General features: G+C 61.6%; 15 protein-coding genes and 1 pseudogene. 15 read left to right on the top strand and 1 reads right to left on the bottom strand.

Features of this window, described 5'->3' with window-relative positions; translation table 11 throughout:
• The first annotated feature begins 23 nt into the window (after positions 1-23).
• From WG921_RS11460 to WG921_RS11415, 10 genes and pseudogenes are all read left to right on the top strand, one after another.
• Positions 24-1,022 carry a Gfo/Idh/MocA family protein gene (locus WG921_RS11460; RefSeq protein WP_340109378.1) on the top strand — a complete coding sequence of 333 codons (999 nt, stop codon included), beginning with the start codon at positions 24-26 and terminating at the stop codon, positions 1,020-1,022.
• Positions 1,023-1,100: 78 nt separating this feature from the next.
• Positions 1,101-2,375: pseudogene (locus WG921_RS11455) on the top strand (IS256 family transposase); the annotation flags it as partial.
• Positions 2,376-2,924: 549 nt separating this feature from the next.
• Complete coding sequence (locus WG921_RS11450; protein ID WP_340109377.1) at positions 2,925-3,710, top strand: IclR family transcriptional regulator; 786 nt, start codon at positions 2,925-2,927, stop codon at positions 3,708-3,710.
• A gap of 241 nt (positions 3,711-3,951) precedes the next feature.
• Positions 3,952-5,277 (top strand): ABC transporter substrate-binding protein, encoded by a 1,326-nt coding sequence (locus tag WG921_RS11445; protein ID WP_340109376.1) that lies wholly within the window; start codon positions 3,952-3,954, stop codon positions 5,275-5,277.
• Positions 5,278-5,298: 21 nt separating this feature from the next.
• The gene (locus tag WG921_RS11440; RefSeq protein WP_340109375.1) at positions 5,299-6,165 is read left to right on the top strand and encodes an ABC transporter permease; all 867 of its coding nucleotides are present in this window, start codon (positions 5,299-5,301) and stop codon (positions 6,163-6,165) included.
• On the top strand, positions 6,162-6,953 hold the full coding sequence (locus WG921_RS11435; protein ID WP_340109374.1) for an ABC transporter ATP-binding protein: 792 nt from the start codon (positions 6,162-6,164) through the stop codon (positions 6,951-6,953). The genes WG921_RS11440 and WG921_RS11435 overlap by 4 nt, the downstream gene beginning before the upstream one ends.
• A complete protein-coding gene (locus tag WG921_RS11430) occupies positions 6,950-7,810 on the top strand; it encodes an ABC transporter permease (RefSeq protein WP_340109373.1) in 861 nt (286 codons plus the stop codon). Before WG921_RS11435 ends, WG921_RS11430 begins: the two co-directional genes overlap by 4 nt.
• The gene (locus WG921_RS11425) at positions 7,807-8,676 is read left to right on the top strand and encodes an NHL repeat-containing protein (RefSeq protein WP_340109372.1); all 870 of its coding nucleotides are present in this window, start codon (positions 7,807-7,809) and stop codon (positions 8,674-8,676) included. Before WG921_RS11430 ends, WG921_RS11425 begins: the two co-directional genes overlap by 4 nt.
• Positions 8,677-8,719: 43 nt before the next feature.
• Positions 8,720-10,174 (top strand): dihydropyrimidinase, encoded by a 1,455-nt coding sequence (gene hydA, locus WG921_RS11420; protein WP_340109371.1) that lies wholly within the window; start codon positions 8,720-8,722, stop codon positions 10,172-10,174.
• 285 nt (positions 10,175-10,459) lie between these two features.
• Complete coding sequence (locus tag WG921_RS11415) at positions 10,460-10,849, top strand: allophanate hydrolase-related protein (RefSeq protein ID WP_340109370.1); 390 nt, start codon at positions 10,460-10,462, stop codon at positions 10,847-10,849.
• Positions 10,850-11,463: 614 nt separating this feature from the next.
• On the opposite strand, the gene radC is transcribed toward WG921_RS11415, so the two are convergent.
• Positions 11,464-12,300 (bottom strand): RadC family protein, encoded by an 837-nt coding sequence (radC, locus tag WG921_RS11410; RefSeq protein ID WP_340109369.1) that lies wholly within the window; start codon positions 12,298-12,300, stop codon positions 11,464-11,466.
• A gap of 189 nt (positions 12,301-12,489) precedes the next feature.
• On the opposite strand from radC, the gene WG921_RS11405 reads away from it, so the two are divergent.
• The 5 genes from WG921_RS11405 to lptB are packed head-to-tail and all read left to right on the top strand — an operon-like array spanning position 12,490 to position 16,043.
• Positions 12,490-13,104 carry a ribonuclease D gene (locus WG921_RS11405; protein ID WP_340109368.1) on the top strand — a complete coding sequence of 205 codons (615 nt, stop codon included), beginning with the start codon at positions 12,490-12,492 and terminating at the stop codon, positions 13,102-13,104.
• Between the two features lie 10 nt (positions 13,105-13,114).
• The gene (locus tag WG921_RS11400; protein ID WP_340109367.1) at positions 13,115-14,143 is read left to right on the top strand and encodes a KpsF/GutQ family sugar-phosphate isomerase; all 1,029 of its coding nucleotides are present in this window, start codon (positions 13,115-13,117) and stop codon (positions 14,141-14,143) included.
• Positions 14,140-14,772 (top strand): hypothetical protein, encoded by a 633-nt coding sequence (locus tag WG921_RS11395; RefSeq protein ID WP_340109366.1) that lies wholly within the window; start codon positions 14,140-14,142, stop codon positions 14,770-14,772. The genes WG921_RS11400 and WG921_RS11395 overlap by 4 nt, the downstream gene beginning before the upstream one ends.
• Before the next feature lie 12 nt (positions 14,773-14,784).
• Positions 14,785-15,300, top strand: coding sequence for a lipopolysaccharide transport periplasmic protein LptA (gene lptA / locus WG921_RS11390; protein ID WP_340109365.1), 516 nt, complete (start codon positions 14,785-14,787; stop codon positions 15,298-15,300).
• A 5-nt stretch (positions 15,301-15,305) separates the two neighbouring features.
• Positions 15,306-16,043 carry an LPS export ABC transporter ATP-binding protein gene (gene lptB / locus WG921_RS11385; protein WP_340109364.1) on the top strand — a complete coding sequence of 246 codons (738 nt, stop codon included), beginning with the start codon at positions 15,306-15,308 and terminating at the stop codon, positions 16,041-16,043.
• Positions 16,044-16,066: the final 23 nt, after the last annotated feature.

Raw genomic sequence — 16,066 nt, 5'->3', positions numbered from 1 at the left:
AGTGGCCACGACGGAGTCAGCCGATGATCCGCGCTGGGATTGTTGGGCTGGGCCGCTGGGGCCAGGTTTTGGTACGCGCGGTGGCGGAAAGCCAGAAGATCGCGTTTGTCCGCGGCGTCACACGCAGCCCGTCGAAAGTAGCTGATTTCATGGCCGAGACCGGCCTGCCGGTCGATGACGATTACGCCGCCATGCTGGCCGACACCGAGATTGACGCGGTGGTGCTGGCCACGCCGCATTCCGCCCATGTGGCGCAGATCGAACAGGCCGCCGCTGCCGGCAAGCATGTCTATGTGGAAAAGCCGTTGGCGCTTGATGCCGATTCCGCTGCTGCGGCCTGTCGCGCAGCGGAGGCGGTGGGCGTGGTGTTGGCGCTGGGGCACAACCGTCGCTTCCTGCCGGCTTTTCGACGCCTCGCGGCGATGGTCGAGGCTGGAGAGTTGGGACAGGTGCTGCATATTGAGGGCGTCTTTTCAGGCCCCTCGGCCTTCCGGCAAAGCCGTGAGGGTTGGCGCGCCACGCCCTCCGAAAGCCCTGCAGGAGGCATGACAGGAAAGGGTGTCCACATCACGGATCTGATGATCGCGCTGGCCGGCCCGGTGGGGGAAGTCATGGCCGAAAGCCGCCGGCAGGTGTTGGACTATGGCATGGACGACACCACGTTGATGATGTTGCGCTTTGCCTCCGGTGCGTCGGGTAGTCTCTCGACGCTGACTGCTACGCCCGATGACTGGCGCCTGCAGGTCTACGGTAGCCGCAGTTGGGCCGAGATCCGCGACGAGACTCGACTACGCGTGCGCCCGCAAGCTGGTCCCGAGCGGTGCGAGGAGCACGCTGACACCGATATCGAACGCGCCGCGCTGGAGCATTTCGCCGCCTGCATAGAAGGCGCCGCAAGCTGGCCGGTGAGCCCGGTGCAGGCGGTGGCCAATACTGCGCTGCTAGAGCGGATCGCGATTTCGGCGCGTGACGGCGCAAGGCTGACTGTTCCGACTCCCGAGATGTTAGTGATGCCAAGATGAAGATCGCCAACAACCCTTTCGGGACTGTAAGGAAACTTGTTTGCGAGGCCATGATGATGGAACTGAGAGGAGCATCACATGACGATCGAGAAGGATCTACTGGACGAGCTTCTGGCTGGTCGCGATCTGCAGGATCTGTGCGCGAAGGATGAGCCGGTCCATTAGGTGAAGACGGTGCTGTCGGAAAGGTTTCTGAACGCCGATCTGAAAGAGTATCTGTTCGGTGCGGCCGGTCGAGATGTCGGCAAAAACCATAATGGCGCATCTAAGAAGGCGATGCTGACGGGCGCGTCGAAGGTGACGCTGGGCATCCCGCGGGATCGGAACGGCGCCTTAGATCCGAAGCAGATCGCGACGTATCAGCGACGATTTTCCCGGCGCCTGACAGGCAAATGCGCAGCTCTCGCCGAGAAGGGATTTCGACGACAAGGTGATCTCGATGTATGGGCGCGGCATGAGCGTGCGCGAGATCTGGATGCATCTGGAGGAGTTCTACGGCATCGGCGTGTCGCCCGACCTGATCTCGGCGGCGCCGAACACGGTGCTGGAAGGGGTCGCGAAACGGCGGAACCACCCGCTCGACGCTTGCTATCCGCTGGAGTTCTTCGATGTGATCTGGGTGAAGGTCAGGGACGAGGGCTTTGTGCGCGACAAGGCGGTCTACATCGCCCTGGGCATCCTGCCGGACCGCACGAAGGACATCCTGGGCCTCTGGATCGAGCAGACGGAGCGCGCGAAGTTCTCGCTTCGGGTGATGAATGAGTTGAAGGCGCGCAGCCTGGGCGACATTCTTGTCGCCGCTGTCGACGGGCTCAAGGGCGTTTACGAAGCGGTCAACGCTGCGTTTCCCGACGTCATTGTCCAGACCTGTATGGTGCATCTGATCCGCCACTTCATGAGCTTCGCATCCTGGAAGGATTGCAAGCCGGTCGCGCAGACGCTCCGAGCCGTCTGTCGGGCCAAGGACATCGATGCAGCCAAGGCGGCGCTGGAGCCCTTCGAGGAACACCTCTGGAGTCTGACATATCCCGCAATCCATTTCCCGGCAGTGGTTTGTCTGCGAGCCACGAGGGGGGGCACCCTGGTGGTGAAACTGGCGCCTGATCAGTCCGTTCTTCGGCTTCCCGGAGGGCGTGCGTCGGATCATCTATCCTAAGAATGTGATAGAGACGCTAAACTCGAAGTTGCGCCGGTCGGTGTACGCCCGTGGCCATTTCTCGAATGATGACGCCGCTACGATGCTGCTATACTTGGCTCTTGTTTGTGCGGCGAAGGAGTGGGAACATGCGCTGCTTGAGCAGCGCCGAGGCCAAAACCCAATTCGCCGTCATGTTTGGCGAACGACTTGTCAGCCAAAGACGAGAACTGGCCTCGAACACAAACTATCGGACTGTCCCTAGGGCGATGAACGGAGAACGAGAGACAGAGCATCTTGGCGGTGGGGGCGGGGACGAACAAGGTGATCGACCGTCCGGTTTGGCAATCATACTACAACCCGCAGGCCGAAACTTAATGAAGACTCTCAAGTTCGTCGAAGCCGTCCGTCTCAACGAGTATTAAATCCGCGTGGATGTCACTGCTGATGTGCCTCGCTTTATCGATAAAGTCTACAACGCCTGATTTCCGGTCAAAATCGTGGCTTTAACCTGTGCAGATGAAAAGGCGCACTCTAGTCCAATCTAGCGACCAGACAGATAGGCGTCCGTTGAAACCGCGAGACTCATTTTGCGTTGATCTCCGATGTTGCAAACGAGATAACATTTAGTCTTGAGAATAAACGGCATCTAACCTACTAGTCCGCGATTCCAGAAAATCAGAGTGGGCGCATTGACGGATGAATCTTATTTCAGGAGTGTCAGGTATTCTAACCCCGCCGCGGACAGTCGTCGTGAGGCGAATACGGTGAAGGCGCCGACCAAGCTCGTGCCAGCGCTCCAGAATGGGATTCGTGTCATTGAAGCGCTAAACCGGCACGGGCAGGGCGGCGCATCGTTAGCGGAGCTAGCCAGAACGCTCGCGATAACCAAAAGTCACTGCCATGCGATTCTGAAGACGCTTGCTCATTCAGGCTGGCTGCGGTTTGACGAACGGTCCAAGACGTACAGTCTAGGCGCTGCCTTGTTGGCGACATGTTCTTCGATGCTGGCTTCGCCTGAACTGAAGCGCATACGGGAACGTTTGACACAGCTAGTGGTCGAGTCGGGCTTCTCCTGTGTGCTGACGCAACCACAGACCGACGGGACGTTTATCGTAATCGACAATTTTCCCAACGACAATCTGGTGTTGGTGTCGTACGCGATAGGCTCGACGCTGCCTCACGACTCTCCTGCGCAGATGCGCGCTTATCTCGCTTGGCAGTCGCAAGTGGAGCAAGAGCGATGGCTGACGGCCAAAATGATACGCAAGTACACGCGGAACACGATCACTTCGCCGGAGCATCTGATTTCTGAACTCGCGGCAACCAAGGCCCGAGGCTTTTCGCGAAGTATAGGCGAGCATTTCGAGGGAATGCTCGCCTATGGCTTGCCGATCTTCGCGCGTGATGGAAAAGTCGCCTATATCTTCTGTCTCGCCGGTTTCGAGGGCCAGGTTGAAGAGTGCGAGGCCCAGGTGACGTCCGCGATGAAGCGTGCGGCGCGTGATATCCACGATTCCATCATGGGTGAGCCTCCGGCTGACTTTCCGTAACGGTCCCATACGCACTGAAAACTGACCCGTACGCCCTGAAAGCCGACGCGCCGACTGAGCGCACGCTTTTGGCCAATGGCCGATCGTCCGTGGCGCACTCCCTGAACATGCGTGATGCTCAACGGCCTTGACAGAAAAATTGCAGTAGTGTTCGCTGATCTTTGGGGAGGCAGAGTATTCTCTGAAGAGAATGAGAAGCTGCGCGTCCAAAAAATAACTGCTCCAAGCGGCGGAGATCGACATGACCCTGACGGCATCCTCGAAGCACATTTCATCGGTACGATCCGTTGTCGCTGCGGCGACATTGTTCGCCGTATCGGTGGCCTTCACTGGCGGCGCGACTGCGGAAACTTTGTTCCAACCAGCAGAACCCGAACCCGGCGTCGAAATACCGTCGGTGACAGTAAATTTCGGAATGCGGCCATATGCGGACAACACATTCTACGTCATCGCGATGAAGAAGGGCTGGTTCGATGAGGTGGGCGTCACTATTGGTCCCGACGAACTCGGGATGAAGGTCAACGACACGAACGTGAACGCTCTGCTGCTGAATGGTCAGCTCGATATCGCCAGTCAGTACTGCCCGCTGATGCTGCCAACCTACCGTTCTAGCGGCAAACTGAAATGCATCGCCTTCACGGATACCTTCCTCGGCGCGGCGATCCTCGCCAATCCGCAGCTCGGGCTGAAGTCGGTGAGCGAGTATATCGATGAAGGTATGAGCTTCGAGGATGCGATGGCCACGGCGCTGGCGCCGCTCGAAGGGAAAACACTGATCGTGCCGCCGGTGATTTCGAACCGCCCCTTCACGAACGCGGCGGCGGAGTTCAGCGGAGTCGACTGGAATGTCGAAGTGCTCGAAGACGCGCGGTCGCTCGTTCTCGCGCGGTCGGGGCAGATTGACTTCGTGAACCCCGAGGGCGCGCCAGTCGTCTATACATTGATGCAGGCTGGCTGGACGCGGGTATTGAGCATCGGCGACCTCTTCGCTCATGCGCCAGGTGGAGCAGGTTCGTCGGTCGCGCCTCTGGTGGCTATCGTCGGAATTGGAGCGAATTCGGACTATGTAAGCGAAAACCAGAACACTGTTCTTCGTTTTCTTTCAGTCGTCTGGCGAACGATTGACGCAGTGGGCAAGGACCCTTCCCTCTATGAGCTGCAAGCACCTTACCTGAATAGCGTCGCAGGGACTGACTTGGACGCGAAGGGATTGGAGGCGACGGTAGCCGCATTGCATCCCTTTGCGCCGTTCGAAGAGGGGGAAACCTATTTCCGCGATCCCGAGAGCGTCCTCTACTATGAAAACGCTTGGGGCGCGTTGATCGAAGAGTTCACTAAAAAGGGAATTCTGCCCGACGAAGGATTGAAGCCTGATGACATCGTATGGGCGGCGGCGATCTGGAAGCAAATGAACGATTACCGCATCAAGTCTGAGGATCTGATCAAGGCGCTCGACGGGGAAGTCTTGAGCGAAGAGGCCGGGAAACTGCTGGAGCAGGCAAAGATCCATCATGAGCGGTTCAATTACCTCGACGCTTATCGTTTCGCTGTAGCGGCTAAAGGCTGAGGGCGAGGATTGAGGAGCGGCGTGGCCACCTTGCGACAGACGATCGGCGGTTCTCCAGATCGCCGGGTGTCGGGCGGATCCGCGAAGCATACGGTGAGGGCATGGCTCGGCTCCGTCGATCCGCTCGGTCTCGTAGGCGTCATTCTGGCGGTCTTCCTCTGGTGGGGGCTCGGCTTCGTTGTGGGGTCCGCCGTTCTTCCCTCGCCCTATGCTGTGATGGCGCGGGTTGCTGAGGACTTCTGGCTTGCGCCGATGCTCAGCTATTATGGTCTTCCAAAAACGGGGCTGTTCGACAGTCTGATCTACAGCGCTACAAATGTCTTTGTCTCAGTACTTCTCGGCGGCGCGATCGGAGCTGTTCTCGGTCTCTTCACCGCCAGGGTCATGTTGGCGCGTGCGATTCTCGATCCGATCCTGACGACGGTGGGTACGATCCCGATCCTCGTCCTCGCGCCCTTCTTTCTGATTTGGTTTGGGACAGGAAGGTGGAGTGCGCTCCTTCTGATCACGATCTACGTAGTCGTTATCCTCTACATCTACGCGCAGCGCGCGGCCGACAATCTCGACCCAGTTTACGAGGATTCGGCACGCACGCTAGGTGCCGGTGGATGGGATATTCTGTGGGGAATGCTGGTCCCCGGAACCCTGCCACAGATTCTTGGTGGGCTCCGCATCGCTCTCGCCGGCGCCTGGGGGCTTGAGGCGATTGCCGAATTGCTCGGCGCGCAGCAAGGAATCGGCAAGATCATCGAGGTGCTTGCTGGCAGTCTCGACACGGAGGGGATCTTCGCGTGCCTCCTGGTGCTCGGCGTCGCCGCGGTCATTTCGGACATGTTAATGGGCGCGCTCGCTCGCCGCGCCATGCGATGGAGCGCGGACGCAAAGTGAATGAAACCGGGATCACTTTCAAGAATGTCAGGCGTAACTTTCGCCGCGCCGATGGGCGTGAAGTTGTCGCGGTTAACGACGTGTCGGTCGAGATTGAAGCCGGCGAATTCGTTTGTCTCGTGGGTCCGTCAGGTTGCGGAAAAACCACTCTCCTTCAACTCGTCTCCGGCCTTCTCGCTCCCACCGCTGGTACGATCGCTGTCGGTGACGCGCCGATATCCGGTCCGGGACCGGACCGCGGTTTTGTATTCCAGAAGGACAGCGTCTTTCCATGGATGCGCGTGATCGACAATGTCGAATACGGATTGAAGCGTCGAAGGATGCCTCGCGATGAGCGTCGGGAACGGGCGCTCCGCTATCTTGATCTAGTCGGTCTCTCCGATGTCGCTTGGGCTTGGCCGAAGGAGCTTTCGGGCGGGATGTTGAAACGTGTCGCAATTGCGACAGTCTTCGCCAACGATTCCGGCGTACTTCTGCTGGACGAGCCGTTCGGAGCGCTGGACTACGTCACTAAACGTCAGTTGCATGACGTGTTGCTTGATCTGTGGGTCGACGCAGGGCAGGAGCGGCGCCGCACGATCCTGTTCGTGACACATGATGTCGATGAAGCGCTCCTCCTTTCCGATCGTATTCTTGTTGTAAAGCAGGGCGCATTGGCCGACGATATCGCGCTAAAGGCGGATCGGCCTCGTGGTGTCGACAGTTTGGCGTCGGCGGAGCTTTTGGCGATCAAACACAAGCTTCTCGCGCATCTCGGGCTTGAACCCGCAAGAGGGTCAGACGCATGACTCGGGCTGCCCAAAGTCGGATTTCGCTTCTTGTTTTTGTGGCGATGGTCGTTTTTTGGCAGACGTTGTCCATTGTCTTTCCGGCAGAGGTCGTCGCCGGCGTGCCGATGATCCCCGGCTGGCAGGTTCTGGCCACCACGACATTTCTCTCCATGGCCGATTATTGGGGCGGCGGTTTCGGGATCGTCTCGGTTGCACAAGGCGGCGAGCGGACCGCGGCGGCCGCGGCGCTCTCGATCGTCAGCCATTCCTTCGACACGCTTGTGAGACTCTACGTCGGTCTTGCGCTGGGCGCGGTCGGCGGCGCGGCGCTCGGACTTGCGATCACCTGGTCGAAGTGGACCCGACGGATCATAGAGTTGCCGGTGGAGGTGCTGCGCACATTGCCGCTCCTCGCTATGGTGCCACTTTTCCAACTCTGGTTCGGGACTTATTTCGCCGGAAAAATTGCGTTCATCGGCTACGGCGTCGCAGTTCTTTTCGTCGCGGGGGTCATCAACGCGGTGCGCAACGTGCCGCCGATTTATCTGGAGAACGCTCGGACCCTCGGAGCGTCGAAACTGGGAATTTACCGAACTGTGATCTTGCCGGCGATTTTCCCTGAATTGCGCGCGACGATCATGCTCAGTCTCGGTCTTGCCTGGGCGACGGTGATCGGTGCGGAGTATCTAGGCGCACAATCGGGCCTCGGCTACATTCTCGTCTATGCGCAATCCTACGGTTTCGTGGATCGAATGTTCTTCGTTGCGCTACTGTTCGTGCTCTACGCTTCGATCAGCTTCGCGCTATTCAACAAAATTTCGGCAAGGATGCTGCGCTGGGCGCCGCGTGCTCCGGGCCACGAAAGTCCGGCATGAACGCTCTTGCGTCACCGGACGCCAGGACGGAGCGAAGCCTGACGGTCGCGCTCGGGGATCGCCGGTATCGGGTAGAGCGGCCTTTCTTCGCGAACGAGGGCCCCGGTGCTGTCTCTGATGTCGCAATCGGCGCCGGTGGGGTGGTGCTGGCGCTGATCAGAACCGATCCGCTCGTCGATCCGCACGGCCCGGCGGTGTTCGAGTTGGACGCCGCTGGCCGCATTCAAGCGTCATGGGGCGATGATCTCATCCTAGACGCCCATATGCTGGCCGTCGCGGGAGACGGACGCGTATTCATCGTTGATCGTGACGCCCATGAAATCGTGATCTGCAAGGACGGGTGCAGGGTTGGCGGCGTTGGCCTTCGCCACGGGCCGTTGCAACCATTTAATCATCCGACTGGCGTCGCGTTCGCTCCGGGCGGCGATATCTACGTGTCGGACGGCTACGCCAATCACCGTGTTCATCGCTTTGCGCCGGACGGGCGCCTGATTAAGAGCTGGGGTGAAGCGGGGGACGGCCCCGGCGCGTTCATGAACCCGCATTCGGTATGGGTGCGGACCGACGGCAGCGTCGTCGTAGTGGATCGCGAGAACGACCGGCTTCAGCTCTTCACACCCGACGGTGAACTGGTCGATATCTGGACCGGCTTCGTGAAACCGCTAGATGTCTGGGGTGACGCCGAAGACAATCTCTATGTCACCGACTTCATCCCCTCGCTGACAATGCTTTCGGCGGACGGCGCCCGCATCGGCCAGTGTCGGCCAGTTCTGAATGGCGCGCATGGGATTTCGGGCGACGGAAAAGGAAACCTCTTTCTGGCGGAGCCGTCGCCGAGCAGAATTTCCAAATTGACGCGCCTTTGAGACTTCGTCGCAAGTGGGGATGAAAAAGTTGGGAGACAGGAGCATGGCCGAAAAATTTGATCTGTTAATCCGGAACGGTGATGTGTTCACCGGAGGCGCGCTGAGTCGTTGCGATGTAGGGGTTAAGGATGGCCTGATCGCGGCGATCGCGGATCGGCTGGACGCGCCTGCTGCTAGGATGATCGACGCCGCCGGGAGGCTCGTCATGCCCGGAGGAGTGGACAGTCACGTCCATATCGACCAGCCGTCGGGGTCGGCGGCGGAGATGTGCGATGATTTCGACAGCGCAAGCGCCTCCGCTGCGGCGGGTGGCACAACGACCGTAATCTCCTTTGCATGGCAGTCTCCGGGTGAGTCGCTCGCCGAGATCGCGGAGGACTACGCGCGCCGCGCCAAGACGTCCCGCGTCGACTACACCTTTCACCTGACCATCACCGACCCCACTGAAAAAGTGCTGGAGGAGGAACTGCCTGCACTCGTCGCCGCCGGCAACCGTTCGGTCAAGATCTTCATGACCTACAAGGGTGTCGGACTGGAGGATGAGCAAATCCTCCGGGTTCTCGACGCGGCGCGGCGCAACAGGGCGCTCGTTTGCGTCCATGCGGAGAATCACGCGCTGATCGAGTACCTAACGAGAAAGCTGGTTTCCGCCGGGCTCGGCGCACCGAAATACTTCCCGCTATCGAAGCCGATGACGGCGGAGCGCGAAGCTGTGAACAGGATCATTGCATTCAGCGAAGCGCTGGACGCGCCGATCCATATCTTCCACGTTTCGGGCGCAGAGTCGGCGGCGGAAATCGAACGGGCCCAGCAGCGCGGCCTCAAGGTGACGGCCGAGACTTGTCCCCATTACTTGACCATCACCGCGGACGATCTCGACAAGCCCGGCTTTGAAGGCGCGAAGCTGATCTTCGGCCCACCGGCGCGGACCAGGGCTGATCAGGAGGCGCTCTGGGACTATCTTCGCCGCGGTGTCATATCTGTCATTTCCTCGGACCATTCGCCGACTCGCTATGACGATGTCAGGGGCAAGAAGGTCGCCGGCGAGGATGCGCCGTTCAGCGTCGTGCCCAATGGCGTTCCGGGCTTGGCGGCGCGGTTGCCGGTGCTTTTCTCTGAAGGCGTGTCCAAGGGACGTATCACTATCGCACAGTTCGTGGATCTGGTCAGCGCGGAGCCCGCGCGCCGGTTTGGCATCTTTCCGCAGAAGGGCGTGATCGCCGTAGGCAGCGACGCGGACTTCGTGATCTGGGATCCGAAGCGAAAGGTTGTCATTCGAAACGAGATGATGCGCCACGCTGGAGATTATACGCCTTGGGAAGGGTTCGAGGTCACGGGTTGGCCATCGGCGACTTATGTTCGTGGACGCGTCGTGTGCGAAGAGGGGGTCCCTGTCGCTGAATCCGGTGGTGGGCGCCACGTTCCGAGAGCACCCTATTCATTGATCGAACCTGCAGGCCGGACGCGGGAAGAGTTGCTCGCTGCGTTGGGTGCATGAATGATGGGGTGCGCCAGCCGCCCCGAGATTGCCGTCATCTCCGCGCTTACCGGACGCCGAGCATCAGCTCGTCGCAACGCCGGTAAAAGTCGGCCATACATCATCACCGACGGGAGAATGGTTTTCAGTTCGGTCGTGAAATGGTGGAATGCGCTAGTTTGAACGATTCGATGAGGCTACACGCCAATTCCGCGCCCCAAAATGGGCGTCTAGCGCAGTATGGGGGACAAATTTTGATGGATAGTCGCGATGTTGATTCTTGCAAAGCTATAGGGCCATGAAGATATGATGATCTTTGTAATAGGCAGTGGTCTCCGAGAAATCTGCGGTGATCAAAGCGCGTTTGGGTTGACGTTCATTCGTCCGGCAGTCACGGTGCCTATGTATCGTCTTTTCAGCATCGATCGACGATTCGCCGCATTGGTAGAAGAACCCGAGGGCGGGGCGGCTATTTCAGGCGAGTTGTGCGAGCTTTCTGCTGAAGATAATGAGGCATTATTGCTCGCCGAGCCTAAAGGTGTGGAGCAAAAATCAATCAATCTGTCGGACGGTCGTTTGGTTGTATCTGCAGTCTCAACACTGGCTGCTCTTCCTTCGGGTTCTTTGGATATAACCAAATTCGGTAGCTTTTCTGCCTTTATCAAAAGTATAAAAAGGGGGGTGTCCTCGGGATAATTTTTATACTCCTTCTGTATTGAGAATGAAATTTCCAGCGCTCAATTTGGGATTTGCATTGTCGCGGTGCCTTCCGGGATCTCCATGTGACAGTCGGAATCGGGTGTCGTGCGAAAAATTCGCTTGCCGGAAGTCGACATGCGCTTCAATAAAGAATTTTGCTTTTGATTAAAAATCAAATGCCCATCTAAGATATCGGAGAAGTCCGACTTTGGGACCAATTCACTTTCACGATGAAGTACCGATCGTCTCGGGACCTTCGCCGGATATCATAGTCGTGATAGTTTGCGAACGCCTTCTAACCTCGCCGAATAGTTGCCGACATCCACTCGAATGGGGCTATTCTTGCTTTCTTCGGCTTCACTTAGAATGCGATATTGAACTTCGTCGAGTGATTGGCTAAATAGCCGCTCTCACAACTGGTTGGAGCGCATCGAACGACGGTTTGCCATAGCGCGCGCCGGTGATCGTCTATGGCGTGTGGTTGAAGGGGCGCCCAACGATCTCCTCAAGCACTCCGGCCTTGGCCTCGATCGTCTGCCGATGCGTGTGCGGCGACCCGTCGATCCGCGCGGGGGCGGCGAGGTGGCCGGGCGGGTTTCCGCGCCGCCGGCTCAGAGCAGGCCCAGCTCCCGGAACGAGGCGTCGGTCTCCTTGCCGATGACGACATGGTCGTGGACCGTGACGCCGACCGCCTCGCAGGCCGCGCAGATCCGCTCCGTCATCTCGACATCCACGCCGCTCGGCGTCGGATCGCCCGAGGGATGGTTGTGCAGCAGGATGATCGCGCTGGCGTTCACCTCCAGCGCGCGTTTCGCCACCTCGCGCGGGTAGACCGGCACATGGTCGACGGTGCCGCGCGCCTGCTCCTCATCGGCGATCAGCACGTTTTTCCGGTCGAGGAACAGCACCCGGAACTGCTCGATCTCCCGATGCGCCATGACGGTCTTGCAATAGGTCATCAGCTCCGCCCAGGAGGCGATCACCGACCGGTCGATCACCTTCGCGCGCGCCAGCCGCGCGGCGACGGCCTCCGCCAGCCGGAACTGGATCACGACCTTTTCCGTGACGCCTTCCATGCGTAGGAGCCGGGGCGCGGGGGCGGAGATCACGCCGTTCAGGTCGCCGAACTCGGCAAGAAGCTGTTTCGCCAGCGGCTTCACGTCGATGCGCGAGATTGCGTTGAAGAGGATCAACTCCAGGATCTCGTAATCCGGCTGCCCCACTCCGGCGCTTTTCAGGAAGCGCTGGCGCAGCCGCTCCCGGTGGCCCCAGTAATGCGGGCGCTTGCCGGGCGGCGGCCCGCCGCTGGGCCGGGCCGCCTCGCCCTGAATCCGTTCATAGATTTCGGGCGGCGGCGTGCGCGCCTCCAGCGCCTCGAGATCGCGGAGCGCCTGTTCGCTGAAGCCGGCGGCGACCGGCCTCTCCGGTTTTCTCCATCGTCCGAACACACGCCGCTCCGCAGTCGTTCCGCTAGATTTGAGTCGAAATGATCGCATCCGCGCGTTAACGAAGGTTTAATGATCGCCGCTTTCCACCGCACGTTGCGCGGGTTCTCCCGTTGCGCCGCCGCCGCATCCGGCGCTAGAAGCGCGGTTGCGGGGCCACCCCGCCGATGGAGACTGACGGAGACCGGCCGAATGACGATCCACCTGCATGAAGACGATCTGCCCGAAGGGCTCGACCTTGGCGCGGTCGTCGCGATCGACACGGAGACGATGGGCCTTCAGCCGCATCGCGACCGGCTCTGCCTCGTGCAGCTTTCCGCCGGCGACGGCGACGCGCATCTGGTCAGAATCGGCGCCGCCGGCGCGCCGGCGCCGCGGCTGGCCGCCTTGCTGGCGGATCCGGACGTTCTGAAGCTCTTCCATTTCGGCCGGTTCGACATCGCGGTGATGGCGCATCGGTTCGGCGTGCTGGCGCGGCCGGTCTGGTGCACCAAGATCGCCTCGAAGCTGGCGCGCACCTACACCGACCGCCATGGCCTGAAGGCGCTGACGCAGGAGCTTCTCGGCGTCGACCTCTCGAAACAGCAGCAATCCAGCGATTGGGGCGCCGATTCGTTGAGCGCGGCGCAGCAGGAATACGCGGCGTCGGACGTTCTTTATCTCCATCGGCTGAAGGATGAGCTCGCGCGCCGTCTCGCGCGGGAGGGCCGGAGCGAGCTGGCGGAGGCCGCGTTCGGCTATCTCCCCGACCGCGCCGCGCTGGACCTCGCCGGCTGGGACGAGATCGACATCTTTTCACATGCATGATGATGCGGACATGACCGAGCACGCCGAACAGACTCTCGCCGAAACGGGCGCGGATGAGGCCGATCCGGGCCGCGCCGCCGCCATCGCCGCCGGGCGGCGGGTGCTGGCGCTGGAGGGCGCCGCGCTCTCCGCTTTCGCCCTGAGCCTCGATGACGCCTTCGCCGACGCGGTGGAGATTCTCTCCACGGTTCCCGGCCGGATCGTCGTCTGCGGGATCGGAAAATCCGGCCATGTCGCGCGGAAGGTGGCGGCGACCTTCGCCTCCACCGGCGCGCCGGCGCAGTTCCTCCACGCCTCGGAGGCGGCGCATGGCGATCTCGGGATGCTGACCCGGAGGGACGCGGCGCTCGTGCTGTCGAATTCGGGGGAGACCGCGGAGCTGGCGCCGGTGATCAGCTATTGCGCGCGGAACCGGATCCCGCTGATCGGGGTCGCCAGCCGCGCCCAGAGCACGCTTCTGAAAGCGGCGGACGTCGCGCTTCTCCTGCCGCGGGCGGAGGAGGCCTGCCCGGCCGGACTCGCGCCCACCACCTCGACCACGCTGACCATGGCGCTGGGCGACGCGCTGGCGATGGCGCTGATGGAGCGGCGCGGCTTCACGTCGGAGGATTTCCGGGAGTTTCACCCCGGCGGCGCGCTCGGCGCCCGTCTGGTCAAGGTCTCGGAGATCATGCACCGGGGCGGGGAGGCGCCGCTTGTCGGGCCCGACCTTTCGATGAGCGAGACCCTGATCGAGATGACCTCGAAGGGGTTCGGCGTCGCCGGCGTGGTCGACAAGGCCGGGCGGCTGATCGGCATCATCACCGACGGCGATCTCAGGCGCAACATGGGCCGCCTGCTCCAGAGCACGGCGGGCGACGTGGCGACCCGGAACCCCGCGACGATCGCGCCCGACGCGCTGGTCAGCGCGGCGCTTGGCCGGATGAACGATCCGGAGCGGCCGACGACCTGTCTCTTCGTCGTCGCGCCCGATGACGAGACCGGCGCGCCGCTCGGGATCATTCACATGCATGACGCTCTCAGGGCCGGCGTGTCGTGACCCGGCGGAGCGGGGCCGAACGACGCCGCGGATTTCTCGTCCGCGCGCTGAAGATCGGCCTGCCGCTCATCGCGCTTGGGGTTTTCGCCTCGCTCTTCGTGTTCAACAGCGCGCGCTTCGGCCCGGGAATCAGCTTCGACGGCGTCGATCTGGCGGCGCTGGACGACGGCCTGCGCCTGACCAACCCGCGCTTCACCGGCGAGACGAGCCGGGGCGAACCTTTCACCGTCACGGCCGACTGGGCCCTCCCTGACGGGCCGCGCCCCAGCCGGGTGGATCTGTCCGAAGTGCAGGGGGAGATCAGCCTCGTTGACGGGCGCGTGGTGACGATCGGCGCGCAGGCCGGCGTGCTCACTCCGCAGAGCAAGCGGGTGTCGCTTTCCGGCGGCGTATGGCTGAAAAGCTCCGACGGATACGACGTCAAGGCGGCCAGCGCCGTTTTCGACCCGGAATCGGAAACGATAACGGCGTCGGGCGATGTGGTCGCGAAAAACGCCCTCGGCGTCATCACGGCCGATGACATGCGCGTCGTCAGGGCGCCGACGGCGGGCGAGGGCGCCTACATCTGGTTCGAAAACCGGGTTAAGGTCAGGATAGAAGCGCCGAATATGGCGGGCCAGGGGGGCTAGGAGACGATCGACATGAGGATGATGCTCACGCGCGGGGCGGCGCTCGCCCTTGTTCTCGTCGCCGGGCAGGCGCTGGCGCAGGCCGCCAGCCCGTTCGGCGGGTTCCGGCACGACCGGACCCAGCCGATCGAAATCGCGGCCGACAGTCTCGAAGTGAGGGAGGGCGAGAAGATCGCCATCTTCAGGGGCGACGTCGTCGCGGGGCAGGGGACGCTTCGCCTGACGGCGGATGAGCTGACGGTGAACTATGGCGACGGCGGCGCCGGCTCCGGCCAGATCCGCCGGCTCGAAGCGCGGGGCGATGTGTTCCTCGCCAACGAGGCCGAAACCGCCGCCGGCGATTTCGCGGAATATGACGTCGCGGCGGGCACGATCCGGATGACCGGCGGCGTGACGCTGACCCAGGGCGGCAATGTGGTGAGGGGGGAGACGCTCTCGATCGACCTGAATTCCGGCGAAGGGCGCGTCGGCGGCGGCGGCGGACGGGTCAAGAGCGTGTTCGAGCCGTCCCCGAAGGCGGCGGATTGACGCGGATGACCGACCCCGAGGGAGCCGGGCTGATCGTAAGAGGGCTCACGAAATCATATGGCGGCCGGCAGGTGGTGCGCGGCGTCGACCTTGACCTGATGCGCGGCGAAGTGGTCGGGCTTCTCGGGCCGAACGGCGCCGGCAAGACCACGGTTTTCTATATGGTCACCGGGCTGGTGACCCCGGATAGCGGCAGGATCGAGATCGACGGAGAGACGGTCACGCGCATGCCGATGTATCGCCGCGCGCGCCTCGGCCTTGGCTACCTCCCTCAGGAAGCGTCGATATTTCGCGGGCTTACGGTGGAAAAGAACATCCTCGCGGTGCTCGAACTTACGGTCCGGAGCCGCGAGGAGCGGCGCGCCCGGCTGGACGCGCTCCTCGAGGAGTTTTCGGTGGAGCGCCTTCGCCACGCCTCGGCGACGTCGCTTTCCGGCGGCGAGCGGCGGCGGGTGGAGATCGCGCGCTGCCTCGCGAGCGATCCCTCCTTCGTGCTGCTGGACGAGCCTTTCGCCGGCGTCGATCCGATCTCGGTGGCCGATATCCGAACTCTGGTCAAACATCTTAAAGATCGCGGCATCGGGGTCTTGATCACCGATCATAATGTGCGTGACACTCTCGAAATCATTGACCGGGCATACATCTTGCATGACGGTCAGGTCCTGATGACCGGAAACCCTGACGAGGTCGTCAGCGATCCGATGGTGCGCCAGGTGTATCTGGGCGAGGGGTTCCGCATCTGAGGCCCCCTCGGGGCGCTGTGCGG

Origin of the sequence: Paludibacillus litoralis (assembly GCF_037646705.1) — a bacterium.
Classification (GTDB): Bacteria; Pseudomonadota; Alphaproteobacteria; order Rhodobacterales; family Rhodobacteraceae; genus Pikeienuella; species Pikeienuella litoralis.
This window is presented reverse-complemented; position numbering and strand designations above follow the sequence as displayed.